Below are 14,333 nucleotides of genomic sequence, written 5' to 3'. Positions count from 1 at the left end.
CTGTACGCATCACTGGAAAACCCGGGAAAATCGCTGCCTACACTGCCAGTTCTGTCATCGCGTCATGCAGATCCGGTCACAAAAACCCGTTCCAGTTCCACAAACGCACCTGTATGCTCTGGCTCAGGCTCTCCCCCGGGTAGCGCCAGTTGCAAATTCCCCATAACTGAACCCCGGTGTCGCGGGTTCGGTCTTCCCAGACTTTCGTACGCCTGGCGGCGCCCGAAACCCTTCAGGTAAGCGGATGGTCTGTTTCTGGAACGCCAACACATGGAAACAGACATTTCTGTATTCCATGTTGGTGAATTCCCGGCTCCTACCCGTCGCGGTCAATCTCTCTTCCCGCCCGCACCTCGGGGTCATTTTCAAAGGTATGCAGAACGGCTGACCAAAATGCCCGCAGGCTTGGAAAGCTGCCCCAGTTAGGTGGTTCTTCAATATCCGCCGTGGGGTCCATACCGAGCACAGCCCAACTGACGCGATCGAGGTCCATATCGCTATAGGCCAGTAACGTCCTTAATTCGTTGACTGTCTGCTGCTTGAACGGCAGGCGATGCATGCGCGGCGCATCTTCAATGACCTCGAACAGTGTATCGCCAAAGAGCTCAGGATCCTCGCCAAACGAGCTCGCGCCGAGATTAGAGAGACGCGGAAACAGGTCGAGAATATCATATTTAGTCAAGTTTAACAGTTTGGACATAGTAGATCATTCCATTGTGTTCTTTTTTGACAATTGTAACTTGAATGCGCCGCGCAGTCTTGCGCTGCCGATGGGCCCTCTCGATGACGACAGTTCCTCCCCCTGAGGTGTGTCCTTCAAGGAGGATTGCATTTCCATCTCTGGCGTTCCTGAACCAGCCATCAATCTTGGAGGCGTTATCGTTGAGCACTTTGTGAATAGCGCATTCGGATTCTTTATTCGATGTGAATAATGAAACGACAGGTCTTTTATTTGTTAACTTACGATCTATATTTTTGTTGTTCAGGTCGACGTGCTTTAGCGGGACATGACCGCCTCCTTTCCTGCGATCATGGAGCGGCGCCTCATGGTGGTTGGGATCGAACTGCTTCTGTCGATGGGGTGGAAATGGTCTGACCTGACGCTTTTGAACGAAAATTCATCAAAAACATTTTCGGGCTACCACATGGTGATAAACCTTGCGTGATAATAACGCGGCAGGTTGATCTCCACACCGCCTATTCCGCCCCGAATGCCTGCATATGGGCACCGCTATCCCTTTGGGCGAACCCCTGCCCTGTTCCCACCGCGCATTGACACGATACGGACAAATATAGTCACGATAGGGAGAGCGTCCCAAACAGGTCGCCCCCGTCAGGAGCATACCTGACCTGAGAACCAGTTCCCAATCCTTCGGTCGTCAACAAAGCGATGACTGGCGCAGCAGCCATAAAGGACATGATGACATGAGCCCCTATCGCACCATCAACCCGGCTACCGGCAAGACGGAAAAGGTCTTTGACCTTCATGACGACAAGACGATGCACGCGAAACTGTCCACCGCCCACCAGTTGTGGGAAAGCGACTGGCGGCACCGTTCCATCGCGCAGCGCAAGGCAGTCATGCTCAAAGCTGCGGAAATCCTGCGCAAGGACAAGGAGAAGCACGCCCGCCTGATTTCCATCGAAATGGGTAAGATCCTGCCCGAAGCCATCGGGGAAATCGAGCTTTCGGCTGACATCCTCGCCTACTACGCCCAAAAGGCTGAAACTTTTCTGGCACCACGTGAACTGCCGGTATCCCGGGGGCACGCCATCGTCACTAGCGAACCGCTGGGCATCATCTATTGCGTGGAACCCTGGAACTTCCCCTATTATCAGTTAGCCCGCGTCGCGGCCCCCAACCTGATGGCGGGTAATGTCGTAATGGTCAAACACGCGCCCAGCGTGCCACAATGCGCGGTGGCGTTTGAAGAACTGTTCCGTGAAGCAGGCGCGCCCGAAGGTGCCTATACCAATCTGTTCATTACCAATGACCAGTCGGAAAAGCTGATCGACTGCCCCGAGGTACGCGGCGTCGCCCTGACCGGAAGTGAACGCGCCGGTAGCGCCGTTGCATCTCAGGCGGGCCGTGCGCTGAAGAAAAGCACGATGGAATTGGGCGGATCGGACGCGTTCATCGTGCTGGATGACGCCGATCTGGATAAAGTCGTGCCGCTGGCCATCAGTGGGCGCATGTCCAATAACGGTCAGGTCTGCACCGCCGCCAAGCGAATGATCGTACATAAGTCGCTGGTTGAGGAATTCACGTCACGTCTGAAAACGGCTGTGAACGAATTCGAGTATGGCGACCCGCTGGAACAGGGTGTCAGCCATGGACCGATGAGCAGTCAGGCCGCCATGGAACGGGCCATTTCACAGGTGGAAAAGGCCGTGTCCCACGGGGCCGAACTGGTTGTGGGCGGCAAGAAGATCGACCGTGAAGGTTTTTTCATGAAGGCCGCGATCCTGACCAGCATCACCAGAGACAACCCCATTTTCTATGAGGAAATCTTTGGGCCTGTCGCCATCATCCATTCCGTCGGGAGTGACGATGAAGCTGTCGCTCTGGCCAATGATTCACCATATGGCCTGGGTGGTTCCATCCAGACCAGCGATGTAGAGCGTGGCCGCCGCGTTGCGGCACGGATCGACACGGGCATGGTGTTCATCAACAACATTACCGGCACTGCGCCCGACCTGCCATTTGGCGGGATCAAGAACTCCGGTTATGGCCGTGAACTTTCCGAATTTGGTATTGAGGAATTCCTGAACCGCAAGCTGGTTCATACTCCCTGATCCTGCCTGAGGATTCCGCCCCCTGTCGCATGTCGGGGGCGGTTTTCCATATACCACTTTTCTGTCGGGCGCATGCGACACCGCTGGAGTGGAGGGCATGCACCGCTACGGCGTTGACTGAAACGCCTTTCGTCCTTCTGAATCCAGTGCCGCAAAGTCTTCGTCGGATAGAGTGATGTCAGCGGCGGCGACGTTCTGCTCCAGATGTGCAACCTTCGAGGTGCCGGGAATTGGCAGCATTACCGGACTGCGTTTCAGAACCCATGCCAGTGCGATCTGACTTGGGTGCGCGCCGTATTTCCCTGCCATGGTGTCCAGAACTGAGCCCGGCTTCGCAAGGTCACCAGCCGCGAGCGGAAACCACGGAATGAACCCGATGTTCCGGGCGGCGCAATAATCGAGCACGTCCTCGCTGGTGCGATCAACGAGATTATAACGGTTCTGGACGGTTGCCACGTTAAAGAATTTCGATGCAGCCTTGATGTCCTCTATGGATACTTCGCTCAATCCCGCATGACGGATCAGTTTCTGGTCGATAAAGGATCTGATCGCATCGAACTGCTCATCCGCCGGAACCTTGGGATCAATCCGATGTAACTGCCACAGATCGATCTGCTCGACGCCGAGGTTGCGCAGGCTTTTATGCACCTGCTGAAGCAGGTATTCCGGTCGCCCGACCGGTTTCCAGATGTGCGGCCCCGAGCGGGTCAGGCCGCCTTTCGTGGCGATAACGAGGCCCTTGGGATAGGGATGCAGCGCTTCCCTGATCAGCCATTCCGAGACATCCGGCCCATAGGCGTCCGCCGTATCGATAAAATTGACGCCAAGTTCGGGAAGGCGCTTCAGCGTGCGGATGGCCTCGTCATGATCGGCTGGCGGCCCCCATATGCCTGATCCGGTAATGCGCATTGCGCCGAAACCGAGCCGGTGAATGGTAAGATCGCCGCCGATCGTGAAATTACCGGATCTGGTGGCGTTGCCGGATGAATGGGTCATGGCCCTCGTTCCTTTTTTCCAGCAGATGGTTTGCAATCGGTTATTCGGTCAGGCCGCAAAGCCACCATCGATGTTGTATGCGGCACCAGTGATGATGCCTGCTTCTGGTCCAGCAAGATATGCGACCAGCCCCGCAATTTCTGCCCCCGTAGCATGGCGTTTGATTGCCATGAAGTCGTGCATCACGTCCTTCAGCGGGCCATCGGCGGGGTTCATGTCGGTATCGGTGGGGCCGGGCTGAACGACATTGACGGTAATGTCACGCGCCCCGAAATCGCGCGCCAGTCCCTTGACCATACCTTTCAGTGCCGCCTTGCTGGCGCTGTAGGCTGCAAGGCCAGTCATCGGCATACGGTCGGCATTGGCCGAGCCGATGAAGATGATGCGGCCGCCGTCCGGCATATTCCGTGCGGCAGCAACCGCCGCGTGGTATGCGGCATGGGTATTGATGCGGAAAAGCCGGTCGATGTCATCTGGCGGCATTTTCAGTGGGTCGCCCGCACCAAGAATCCCGGAATTGACAACCAGCACGTCCAGAGGACCAAGCGAGACGATCAGCGCGATGAGAGCATCGCGCTCGCCGCTATCGGCGCGCAGGGCCCTGCTCCCGGTCTCGGCCGCCAATGCCTGGGCATCGTCAGGGGAGGAGAAATACGTGAAAACGACTTTCGCGCCATCCGCTGCGAAGCGACGGACAATGGCAGCGCCAATCCCGCGGCTGCCGCCAAGCACGAGGACGGATTTGCCATGAAAACTGCTCATGACCGTGTTCCTGCCGCTGTCATTATGTCCGTCAGTCTATTGAACGCTGGCTGATAGATGTGTGTTGGCATTCTGGCCTCCATCCCCGCTGCATGCCCGGCAGCCGCTTCAAACTGACCGCACCACCGGATAAAGGTACGGTTACCGTCCGTTACGGGCAAAAGCGCGATTGTCGAGCGGTAGTTTCGGATCGGCAAAGCCGATTCAATGATCGAGAACGTCACCGCATGATCCACGTCGGACAGCGCCAGAAGCTGTTCACGCATGACGCCGACATCGCCCATTTCAAGGCGACGGACCGCGCCGACACGGTCGCCGGGATCATCGCCTTCGATCACGCAGCTTTTCACGCCCGGCAACCAGCGACCAAGGGCGCCGAAATCACGGATCAGTCCCCAGACGGATGAAACGGATGCAGGAATGACGCTGCTGGCCATAACATGGATCATGGAGTAGCCCCCTCTAATGTCTGTCGGGTCGCTCATAACGACTGGCCTCCTGTCACCTCGATACGTTGACCATTCACCCAGCGCATGTCGTCAGACAGAAGCGCGCGGACCGCCGCCCCGATGTCATCGGGCTGACCGACGCGTCCCAGGGGCGTAATCTCTGCGAGGCTCCTGTTGATCCCGGCATCGTCACGGACCAGACCGCCGCCGAAGTCCGATGCGACCGCGCCGGGGGCTACGGCATTGACGGTAATGCCCCGCGCGCCCAACTCTTTCGCCATATAAAGGGAGATGACTTCAGTTGCGGCTTTCATGGCCGCGTAAGGACCATGATCGGGCAGGTAGAATCGCGTCGCGGCAGAGGTGATGTTGAGAATGCGGCCACCATCGCGGATCAGCGGAAGGAGCGCTACCGTCAGCAGGTATGGTCCCTTGAAGTGGATGTTGTACTGGTTGTCGAGCTGTTCGGATGTCGCGGCGTCGCAGCGCGTGTGAATGATGTTGCCTGCGTTCTGGACGACATAATTCAGTTCCCGCTGCCCGAACTCGTTTGCGAGAAGGGCTTTGACCTGCCCTGCAAAATCCGTGAACGACGCATGGTTCGCAATGTCCAGTTGCAGCATGTGCAGCTTTGCATCCTCCTGACTGAGGGCGGCTTCCGCTGCTTTCGCCTCGCCTTCATTGGCATGCCAGGTGCCGATCACGCTGATGCCGGCGGCGGTCAGATGCTTCGCGATACTGTAGCCGATGCCGCGATTGGCGCCCGTGACGAGTGCGATTTTTGAGGTGCTCATGATCGGATTCCTTGAGGAGGCATGGCGTTGTGTTCCGAAAAACACTATTTCCATACCGACCGATCCATAAAAGAAGCGCGACGTAGGGTCAAGAAATTATGGATTGTTCGATACATAATTTAGGCGCCGTAGCCACCCAGCCTTGCTTCCGCCAGTTCGTCAGCGCTTTTGGGACCGTTTTCCTGCTCCCGGCTTCACCGCGTTGACATCCCACAATGTCAGGAGAGACGTGATGGCCGCATCCAGTTTTTTTGACGTCATCCCGTCCCTGGCTTCGCATGTCATGCCGTGAAAGAAGATTGTGAGAATATCAGGCAGAATATCGGTCGCCGCAGACGCTTTTAATTCGCCAATGGCGATGGCACGTTCCACGCAGGCTCTGATGCCTGCACGCGTGCGCTGTCGTTCCGCAGCGAGCAGAGCCTGAACGGGTTCGTTTTCGGGTGAGCAGTTGCTGGCACCAGACACGACCAGACACCCGGCCGGATGTGCGCGGGCAGACTGCATACGTGCCGAACCGCGCAACGTCCGTTCGATGGCTTCGCGCGGTGACAGGCTTTCATCCCATAAAGGCGCCATGACCTGCCCATACGTCGCCAGATAATGCTGCACGACTTCCCGGAACAGGGCTTCCTTCGAGCCGAACGCGGCATAGAAACTGGCAGGCGAAATATTGCCCATGCTGGCCTTGAGCTGGGTCAGGGAGGTTGGTTCGTAGCCCTGCGCCCAGAAGAGCGCCGTGGCGGCTTCAATCGCCCTGTCGCGGTCAAATTCACGGGGACGCCCGGTCCGCGCCATGTTATCGCTCCTGTGGAAAGACTTCCATATTAATTGATCCAGAAATTATTGCCAAGACTACTGTCTCCCTATATGCGTATCGTCCGGTCCATATATGGGTGGCCCATGACCCGGACCATCCCGATACCCACGCAAAAAACCGATGAGCGACTGCCTGTCTGCCCGCGCTGGCCACGACCGGCCTCATCTGCGTCATGACCGAAACCCTGCCGGCGGGTCTGTTGACTGAAATTGGCGCTGATCTTCCAGATCAGGCCGAACCTTGTCTATCAGAGGGAAAATGCCTGCCTTCCAACGGACCTCGGCGACTTTCAAAACAAACGTGACCTGTGCCGCAGTGAACTTCGACGCCTTCATGAAACTCTCCCCCCCCCGATACGGGACCATAAGTGGAAAATTTCAACTCAAAATGGCCGTGTTTCAGGAAGTGGGGCACGACAACACCAAACAATGGCGCTTCAATCCCTCGGCCTGTAGCACATATTGTGCATTGCACAATTTATGAAAATCCTACTGTTACATTCCGTGTATATTTTAGCCTCGATGTCTGTTTTTATTGCAGATACCGCTACAAAAACTGGAACAGTTACAGGATGGGAGTTCTTTTATAACATTTTCTTTATGGCCTGACCTTCCCGTCAGCCACAGGCGTTAGGCCGTGTGTCAAACCATGGGAGTATTTATGGGATGAGCGCGGCATTTGCCATCTCTCTTGCGCTAACGGCAATTCTGGCCGTTATTGTTCTGATCGCCCGGTTCCGTCTGAACCCCTTCATTGTTCTTTTCATCGTATCCATCGCCCTTGCCCTTTTTGCAGGCATGCCGGCAGATCATGTCGTTGCGTCCTTTGAAAATGGCGCGGGCCATGTGCTGGGCCATGTTGGCACCGTCATCGCGCTTGGCACCATGCTGGGCAAGATGCTGGCGGAATCTGGCGGGGCAGACCGTATTGCACTGACCATATCCGGATTTGCAGGGCGCGAACGCGTGGACTGGGCCATGATGGTGATTGGCCTGCTGATCGGCCTGCCGGTGTTTTTTGAGGTAGGCTTCGTGCTGCTCATTCCGCTGGTGTTCGTGCTGGCTGACCGCACCAATATGCCCCTGCTGCGGGTGGCGTTACCTATGGGGGCGGCGCTGTCGGTCACGCATGCGCTGATTCCGCCGCATCCGGCGGCGTTGCTGGCCCTTAGCGCGTATCACGCCAATATCGGCCATACGATCATGCTGGGTATCGTGATCGGCACGCCCATCGCGGTGATTGCCGGGCCGGTCTTTGGCCGCTTTGCCTCCGCCCGCGTGCCGCTGACCGGGATAAACCCGCTGGCGGAACAGTTCGTAAAACACGAACCGGCAGCCAATATGCCGAGCTTTTTCCTGACGGTGTTTACCATCCTTTCGCCTGTTGTCCTGATGCTGGTCGGATCTCTGGCCGACCGGATCACGACGGTACACGGCACGGCCAATACCGTGCTGCATTTCGTGGGCAATACGGACATAGCGCTTGCGCTGGCAACACTGCTGTCCTTTTACGTGCTGGGGGTGGCGCAGGGATTTTCCGCCGCCACCATCCTGCGCTTCACTAACGAATGCCTTGGTCCCACGGCACTCATCATGCTGCTGATCGGCGCAGGCGGCGGCTTTGGCCGGGTGCTGATCGACAGCGGGGTATCGCGCGCCATTACCGATGCAGCCCTTGGCGCCCATATGCCACTGCTGGTGCTGGCGTGGGTTCTGGCGGCCATCGTGCGTGTGGCGTGCGGGTCGTCCACCGTGGCGATGGCGACGGCGTCCGGTATTGTCGCCCCCATTCTGGAACACAGCACCGGGGTTTCACCCGAACTCATGGTGCTGGTGACCGGGGCGGGATCGGTTGCCTTCGGCCCGATGAATGATGCCGGTTTCTGGCAGATCAAGGAATATCTGGGCCTGACCGTACCGCAGACCATCAAGACATGGTCAGTCCTGGAAACGCTGATTGCCGTATGTGGACTGGTCTTCTGCCTTATTGCGTCGATTTTCATACATTAATGGGGCGCATCCTCATGTTTCCTGCTACCGCAATTCCAGTGCGTGCCCGTTCGGCGCGCCTGCTGGCCGGTCACGTGCGTCACGTTGCGCGCACGGCCCTGTATACGCTGCCACTTGCGCTGGGCTGCATGTTGTATGGTACCCCACGCGCCGGGGCACAGGTCATGGACCGCGATATCGGTTCGGCCCCCAGCCTGCTGGTATCACGCCCACTGCCCAGCCATGCCACGCGCAAGACTACCGTACCGCCGTTTTCCGAACCGGAAGCGGTGGCGCCTAACCCCGTGTCAAAATGGCTGCGCCGTCGGGGAATCAACTTCCTTGTGGACAACACCAACGAATTCGCGGGCGCCATAACCCCGCCCACACGCGGCAGTACGCCGGGGTTCAGCAATTACAAACAGGGCGCAAGCAATGCCGGGCAGTACGCCATGCAGCTTGACATGGACTGGGACAAACTGGCGGGCTGGCACGGGTTCGCCACCCATATGGTAACCGTTGGCCGTTATGGTACGACGGCCAACCGCATGTTTGGCGACTGGCTGAACCATGCGTCCGAAGATTATGGCGGTGGCGGTAACGTGGTGGTCCACCTTGTCTATGCCTATGGTGAGGAAACGCTTCTGGGCGGGCGACTGGCGATTGCAGCGGGCCGCATGGCCGAAATATCGGATTTTGCGGCCAGTCCCCTGTTCTGCAACTTCCAGAACGGCAGTATCTGTGGTCGCCCCAAGGGCATTACCGACACCAATTTCGCCGCCGGCTACCCCGCATCCACATGGGGATTCCGCGTGCGCGGCCGTCCCGCGCGGTCCGTCTATGTGCAGACCGGGCTGTACCCGATTGAAAACGGGATTTATCAGGTGTTCCAGCACCGGACAGGATTCAAGTTCAACGGCGCGAACATCATCGGTTATGCCGCGCCGATAGAAACCGCATGGGAACCTGTTTTCCGTCATGGCACGTTGCCGGGGCATTATAAATTCGGTGCACAACTGTTCAGCACGCCGCAGAGTGACAATTACCTTGATGTAAATGACGCGCCTTACGGACTGACGGGCCGCAAGCAGAAGCAGCATGGCGCGTCATGGTCCACATGGGTAATGTTTGACCAGCGCCTGCTGCATTACCATGACAAGGATTCCGGCCTGACCGCGCTGTCCGGCGTGATCTATAACGATCCGCGCACGTCACTGCGCAAATACCTTGTTTACGCGGCGCTGCTCAATCGCGGTGCCTTCCGCGCACGTCCGTATGACACGATGGGCTTTGCCCTGACCTATACACGGATTGCCGATGGCGTAACGCTGGCGGAACAGGACATGATTGATAGCGGCAAAAGAAGCAGCCTGCCCAACCATGCAACCGGCGTACAGCGCGATACCGTCGTCATGGAAGCGAACTATGCCATACATGTCATGCCGGGCGTTATCTTCACCCCGTTGTTCGAATACTATATTCACCCCAACGCCCAGTCCAACCTGCGCGACGCTGCATTGCTCGGTTTTAAAAGTCATATCCAGTTGATGTAAATAATAATATCTATTTTATTTCGGAAGTCTGGTGCGGGTGTCATCCATACGGTGAGAAGTAGCGACCACTACCTGAAGCGGGAACGGATCTGGGTTTCAGCGCATGACCATACAGAACCGTATATGACAAAAATATTGAAATAACAGACCAAAATACCGCCAAAGAACGATGGAAACACGCTGTTCACACTGGGCGGAAATATAATACTGATAAAATTAGACGGGTATTTTTATATGCTGGATTCTCTGGCCTGATGTGTTCCCGGCAATGGAATCCTTCATATATCTTTCTCATATGATTCCGATAAATAATTATTATTGAATTTTCTGAAATCCGTACACCCCATCATCTGACTGCATGACCGCCGATGCCCGAAGTGGGATTTGCCCCGTTTCCATTCGCGGGCTTGCTTTTCATCATCAACTCTGTACCGTTTGGTACACACACAACCATTTGGTACGGAGTCGCCCATGCCTACACCGCCCCTTCCTCCCTTCACCGCTGAAACTGCTGCCGAAAAGGTCCGGGCAGCCGAAAACGCCTGGAACAGCCAGGACCCTGCCCGCGTGGCGCTGGCCTATACGCCAGACAGTAACTGGCGGAACCGCACCGAGTTTTTACAGGGACGTGACGCAATCACCGCTTTTCTTACCCGCAAATGGTCGCGGGAACATGAATACCGTCTGGTCAAGGAATTATGGGGGTTCAGGGTTAACCGGATGGCGGTCCGCTTTGCGTATGAATGGCATGATGATGCGGGGCAGTGGTTCCGCTCCTACGGGAACGAGTTGTGGGAGTTCGATGACGATGGCCTGATGCGCCGCCGGGTGGCGTCAATCAACGACCTTCCCATTGCCGAAACGGACCGCAAACTGCTCTGGTCTGGCACGCAGCGCCCGCTTGATTACCCCTCACTAAGCGAACTGGGGCTGTAACCATGGCCCGTCTGGTCAGTGAAAAGGCCGACATCATTCCCCAACTGGGGGAAGTGTTCCGTGAACATGGGTATGAAGGGGCAAGCCTTGCCCTGATTTCGCGTGCAACCGGTCTGGGGAAAGGAAGCCTGTATCATTTCTTTCCCGGCGGAAAGGAGGAGATGGCGGCGACCGTTCTGGCGGAGATTGATGGCTGGTTTGAGCGGCATATCTTCGCCCCGCTGCGGGCGACCGACCAGCCCCGCGATGCGATCGAGGGCATGTTTGGCGCGGTCAGTGACTATTTCCGCTCGGGCCAGCGGATCTGTCTGGTTGGTCTGCTGGGACTGGGTGACAGCCGTGACCGCTTCGCGGTCGTGATCGAAGGCTATTTCGCCCGCTGGATCACAGCGCTTGAAACCGCGCTGGTCCGGCTGGGACACGCCGCACCCAGGGCACGCGAACAGGCGGAAGAAGTGGTGGCAGGGATTCAGGGGGCCATCGTACTGGCGCGGGCGCTCGGGTCCCCCGCCACTTTCAGCCGTACCCTCGCCCGACTGAAGGCGCGCATGCTGGCCGGATGATACACTGCGCCATGTCGCGGCAATTCAGGGATGGATCAGCAGTCGCAGCACCCCCGCCACCACGGCCAGCGCGCTGACACCCCCCACCCACAGGGCGACAAACCACAGTAACCGGGTCCCCAGCGACCCAAGGGGGCGATGCCTGAACGCCCCCTTCAATGGTAAGTCTCGCCATGCACGCTCACCGGCCCGCGGAATACATGATAGGCATAGGCCGTGTAGGTCAGGATCAGCGGCAGCAGCACCAGCGCACCCACCAGCAGGAAAGCCTGACTGGTCGGCGGTGCCGATGCATCCCAGATCGTCATGCCGGGTGGGACGATGTAGGGCCATATATTGATGCCCAGCCCCGTAAAGGACAGGAAAAACCACCCAAGGGCACACAGGAACGGAATGCGGCGTGATGTCCTGCCACGCAGGGCACGGAACATCGTAATGGCCAGCGCCACAACCGCTACGGGAACCGGGGCGACAAACAGGATGCGCGGCCAGTCCGTCCAGTGCTGCATGTAAGTCGCGTGCAGCGCCGGGGTCCACAGGGACACAACGCCGATCATCAGCAGCATGAGGACGGACAGGATACCCGCCCATTTACGCATGGTGGTCTGCAGGTCGCTTTCCGTACGCCAGACAAGCCAGGTCGCCCCCAGCAATGTATAACCGCAGGCAACCGCCACGCCGCAGAACAGGGGAAAAGGGGCAAGCCAGTCAAGGCTTCCGCCGACAAAGGCATTGTTCTCGACCCTGATCCCCCCGACAAGTGTGCCCAGAATCACGCCCTGCATGATTGCGGCGATCAGTGACCCCACGAAAAACCCCGTATCCCACAGGTCCCGGTTGCGCTCCGTATGCATTCTGGAACGGAATTCAAACGCGACACCCCGGATGATAAGCGCGAACAGCATGACCAGAACCGGCAGATAGAGCGCAGGCAGGATGGTGGCATAGGCATTGGGAAAAACGCCATACAGGGCCGCCCCGCCGAATATCATCCACGTCTCGTTCCCGTCCCATACCGGGGCGACCGTCTGGACCATGAGGTTGCGATGTGTCCTGTCGGGTTCGGCAAGGAACAGGATGCCAAGCCCGAGGTCGAAACCGTCCAGCACCACGTAAATGAAGATCGCCATGGCCGCCAGAACGGCCCACACGATGGGCAGCCAGTACGTCGCACCGGTCGGGTCCATGGTCATTCTCCTTCACGGGTGGGACGGGATGGCGGGATCGTATCGGAAATGGGGGCCGCCATCGCGGCCGCGCGCTGGGGCTGATGGCGGTCCGGGGCAGCTTCATTGACATGGGGTTCTTTCATGAAACCCCGCAGCAGGATGCTGATGCCGGATGCAAAGACAATGAAATAGACGATGACAAAACTGACCAGCGTGCCCGCCACCGCACCACCCGGAACGGGGGAAACACTGTCCGCCGTCCGCAGCAGGCCATAGACTGTGAAGGGCTGCCGCCCCACCTCGGTCGTGACCCAGCCGCACAGCAGGGCGATAAACCCGGCGGGCGCCATGATCAGGGCCGCACGCTGGAGCAGGACATCCGACCACAACCGCCCCCGCCAGCGCAGCCAGACGGAATAGAAACCAAGGGCCGCCATGAGCATGCCCAGCAGGACCATGATGCGGAAACTGAAAAACACCACATAGGACGGCGCGCGCTGGTCGCGGGGGTAGTCCTTCATCCCCGGCACCTTGCCCGAAAGGCTGTGGGTCAGGATCAGTGAACCGGCATAGGGAATGGCGATGCGGTAGCGCGTGACCTCATTCTGCATGTCCGGAATGCCGAACAGCAGTTCCGGCGCGTAGCTTTCGGACTCCCAGTCCCCTTCCATCGCGGCAATCTTGGCAGGCTGGTATTTCAGCGTATTCAGCCCCTGCGTATCGCCCGCAAGGATCTGTATGGGGGCGACGATCGCAGCCATCCACATGGCCATGGAAAACATGATCCTGACCGCTTCCGTTGGCTGCTGCCCCGCCCTGCGCGCGCGCAGCAGGTGCCACGCGCCCACACCCCCCACCAGCAGCGCGACGGACAGGAAGGCCGCCAGCGCCATATGAACCAGCCGGAAGGGGAAAGATGGATTGAAGATGATCGCCCACCAGTCATGCGGGATAAAACGCCCCGTCCCCGCTTCCATCGTATAGCCCTGCGGGGTCTGCATCCACGAGTTGGAGGCGAGTATCCAGCTCATGGAAATCAGGGTGCCAAGCGACACCACGCAGGTAGCGAAGAAATGCAGTTTGGGGCCGACCCGGTTCATGCCGAACAGCATGATCCCCAGAAAACCGGCTTCCAGAAAGAAGGCGGTCATGACTTCATAGCCCAGCAGGGGACCGAGAATGGGGCCGACCTTCTGTGAAAACCGCGCCCAGTTCGTGCCGAATTCGTAAGACATGACCAGGCCGGACACCACACCCATGCCAAAGACGATGGAAAAGGTGTGCAGCCAGTAGCGGAACAGGTCCAGATAGACCTGCCTGCCGGTTTTCAGCCACAGCCCCTCCAGCACCGCCAGAAAGGCGGCGAGGCCAATGGAAAAGGCCGGGAAGACGATATGAAATCCGACAGTAAATGCGAACTGCAGTCGCGCCAGAAAAAGGGAATCCAGTCCGGCCACGGAAAATCTCCATTCTGCTGGGAACGGGCCTGCTTTCCGCCCGCAGGCGC

General features: G+C 58.0%; 15 protein-coding genes. 5 read left to right on the top strand and 10 right to left on the bottom strand.

Annotated features, from left to right (window positions below; translation table 11 throughout):
- Nucleotides 1-316 precede the first annotated feature (316 nt).
- Both ACBR42_RS15075 and ACBR42_RS15070 read right to left on the bottom strand, forming a co-directional pair.
- A complete protein-coding gene (locus ACBR42_RS15075) occupies nt 317-700 on the bottom strand; it encodes a hypothetical protein (RefSeq protein ID WP_174234172.1) in 384 nt (127 codons plus the stop codon).
- A complete protein-coding gene (locus ACBR42_RS15070; protein ID WP_371208548.1) occupies nt 675-971 on the bottom strand; it encodes an RNase A-like domain-containing protein in 297 nt (98 codons plus the stop codon). Before ACBR42_RS15070 ends, ACBR42_RS15075 begins: the two co-directional genes overlap by 26 nt.
- Before the next feature lie 454 nt (nt 972-1,425).
- Between ACBR42_RS15070 and ACBR42_RS15065 the strand changes: the two genes are divergently transcribed.
- Complete coding sequence (locus ACBR42_RS15065) at nt 1,426-2,796, top strand: NAD-dependent succinate-semialdehyde dehydrogenase (protein ID WP_371208544.1); 1,371 nt, start codon at nt 1,426-1,428, stop codon at nt 2,794-2,796.
- 105 nt (nt 2,797-2,901) lie between these two features.
- Here ACBR42_RS15065 and ACBR42_RS15060 read toward each other — a convergent pair whose 3' ends face one another.
- The 5 genes from ACBR42_RS15060 to ACBR42_RS15040 form a co-directional block, all read right to left on the bottom strand.
- On the bottom strand, nt 2,902-3,792 hold the full coding sequence (locus ACBR42_RS15060) for an aldo/keto reductase (protein WP_371208543.1): 891 nt from the start codon (nt 3,790-3,792) through the stop codon (nt 2,902-2,904).
- Between the two features lie 48 nt (nt 3,793-3,840).
- Nucleotides 3,841-4,554 (bottom strand): SDR family oxidoreductase, encoded by a 714-nt coding sequence (bdcA, locus tag ACBR42_RS15055; RefSeq protein ID WP_371208542.1) that lies wholly within the window; start codon nt 4,552-4,554, stop codon nt 3,841-3,843.
- A complete protein-coding gene (locus ACBR42_RS15050) occupies nt 4,551-5,003 on the bottom strand; it encodes an SRPBCC family protein (RefSeq protein ID WP_371208547.1) in 453 nt (150 codons plus the stop codon). The genes bdcA and ACBR42_RS15050 overlap by 4 nt, the downstream gene beginning before the upstream one ends.
- Before the next feature lie 32 nt (nt 5,004-5,035).
- Nucleotides 5,036-5,797, bottom strand: coding sequence for an SDR family NAD(P)-dependent oxidoreductase (locus ACBR42_RS15045; protein ID WP_371208546.1), 762 nt, complete (start codon nt 5,795-5,797; stop codon nt 5,036-5,038).
- 159 nt (nt 5,798-5,956) lie between these two features.
- A complete protein-coding gene (locus tag ACBR42_RS15040) occupies nt 5,957-6,595 on the bottom strand; it encodes a TetR/AcrR family transcriptional regulator (RefSeq protein WP_118963809.1) in 639 nt (212 codons plus the stop codon).
- Nucleotides 6,596-7,282: 687 nt separating this feature from the next.
- Here ACBR42_RS15040 and ACBR42_RS15035 point away from each other — a divergent pair.
- The 4 genes from ACBR42_RS15035 to ACBR42_RS15020 all read left to right on the top strand — a co-directional run bounded on the left by ACBR42_RS15035 (nt 7,283) and on the right by ACBR42_RS15020 (nt 11,657).
- A complete protein-coding gene (locus tag ACBR42_RS15035; RefSeq protein ID WP_371208541.1) occupies nt 7,283-8,626 on the top strand; it encodes a gluconate:H+ symporter in 1,344 nt (447 codons plus the stop codon).
- Nucleotides 8,627-8,640: 14 nt separating this feature from the next.
- Entirely contained in the window at nt 8,641-10,158 is a 1,518-nt protein-coding gene (locus tag ACBR42_RS15030; RefSeq protein WP_371208540.1) for a carbohydrate porin, read from the top strand.
- Nucleotides 10,159-10,629: 471 nt separating this feature from the next.
- Nucleotides 10,630-11,094, top strand: a complete 465-nt coding sequence (locus tag ACBR42_RS15025) for a nuclear transport factor 2 family protein (protein ID WP_110547337.1) — start codon at nt 10,630-10,632, stop codon at nt 11,092-11,094.
- A gap of 2 nt (nt 11,095-11,096) precedes the next feature.
- Nucleotides 11,097-11,657 carry a TetR/AcrR family transcriptional regulator gene (locus ACBR42_RS15020; protein ID WP_371208539.1) on the top strand — a complete coding sequence of 187 codons (561 nt, stop codon included), beginning with the start codon at nt 11,097-11,099 and terminating at the stop codon, nt 11,655-11,657.
- Between the two features lie 24 nt (nt 11,658-11,681).
- Here the strand turns inward: ACBR42_RS15020 and ACBR42_RS15015 are convergent, their stop codons facing one another.
- From ACBR42_RS15015 to ACBR42_RS15005, 3 genes are read right to left on the bottom strand one after another with little or no spacing between them, the layout of a single operon-like run.
- A complete protein-coding gene (locus ACBR42_RS15015; protein WP_174234174.1) occupies nt 11,682-11,816 on the bottom strand; it encodes a DUF2474 family protein in 135 nt (44 codons plus the stop codon).
- Nucleotides 11,813-12,844 (bottom strand): cytochrome d ubiquinol oxidase subunit II, encoded by a 1,032-nt coding sequence (cydB, locus tag ACBR42_RS15010; RefSeq protein WP_110547339.1) that lies wholly within the window; start codon nt 12,842-12,844, stop codon nt 11,813-11,815. Before cydB ends, ACBR42_RS15015 begins: the two co-directional genes overlap by 4 nt.
- 2 nt (nt 12,845-12,846) lie before the next feature.
- Complete coding sequence (locus ACBR42_RS15005) at nt 12,847-14,283, bottom strand: cytochrome ubiquinol oxidase subunit I (protein ID WP_207918855.1); 1,437 nt, start codon at nt 14,281-14,283, stop codon at nt 12,847-12,849.
- Between the last annotated feature and the right edge of the window lie 50 nt (nt 14,284-14,333).

The sequence above is a fragment of the Komagataeibacter sp. SM21 genome (assembly GCF_041402665.1).
Taxonomy (GTDB): Bacteria; Pseudomonadota; Alphaproteobacteria; order Acetobacterales; family Acetobacteraceae; genus Komagataeibacter; species Komagataeibacter saccharivorans.
The sequence above is the reverse complement of the archived record's forward strand: the minus strand, read 5'-3'. Positions and strand labels throughout refer to the sequence as shown.

Bases quoted from the DNA above. Each gene is read 5' to 3' on its own strand.
- ACBR42_RS15075 (WP_174234172.1), bottom strand. From the start codon at position 700: ATGTCCAAACTGTTAAACTTGACTAAATATGATATTCTCGACCTGTTT.
- ACBR42_RS15065 (WP_371208544.1), top strand. From the start codon at position 1,426: ATGAGCCCCTATCGCACCATCAACCCGGCTACCGGCAAGACGGAAAAG.
- ACBR42_RS15060 (WP_371208543.1), bottom strand. From the start codon at position 3,792: ATGACCCATTCATCCGGCAACGCCACCAGATCCGGTAATTTCACGATC.
- bdcA (WP_371208542.1), bottom strand. From the start codon at position 4,554: ATGAGCAGTTTTCATGGCAAATCCGTCCTCGTGCTTGGCGGCAGCCGC.
- ACBR42_RS15050 (WP_371208547.1), bottom strand. From the start codon at position 5,003: ATGATCCATGTTATGGCCAGCAGCGTCATTCCTGCATCCGTTTCATCC.
- ACBR42_RS15045 (WP_371208546.1), bottom strand. From the start codon at position 5,797: ATGAGCACCTCAAAAATCGCACTCGTCACGGGCGCCAATCGCGGCATC.
- ACBR42_RS15040 (WP_118963809.1), bottom strand. From the start codon at position 6,595: ATGGCGCGGACCGGGCGTCCCCGTGAATTTGACCGCGACAGGGCGATT.
- ACBR42_RS15035 (WP_371208541.1), top strand. From the start codon at position 7,283: ATGAGCGCGGCATTTGCCATCTCTCTTGCGCTAACGGCAATTCTGGCC.
- ACBR42_RS15030 (WP_371208540.1), top strand. From the start codon at position 8,641: ATGTTTCCTGCTACCGCAATTCCAGTGCGTGCCCGTTCGGCGCGCCTG.
- ACBR42_RS15025 (WP_110547337.1), top strand. From the start codon at position 10,630: ATGCCTACACCGCCCCTTCCTCCCTTCACCGCTGAAACTGCTGCCGAA.
- ACBR42_RS15020 (WP_371208539.1), top strand. From the start codon at position 11,097: ATGGCCCGTCTGGTCAGTGAAAAGGCCGACATCATTCCCCAACTGGGG.
- cydB (WP_110547339.1), bottom strand. From the start codon at position 12,844: ATGGACCCGACCGGTGCGACGTACTGGCTGCCCATCGTGTGGGCCGTT.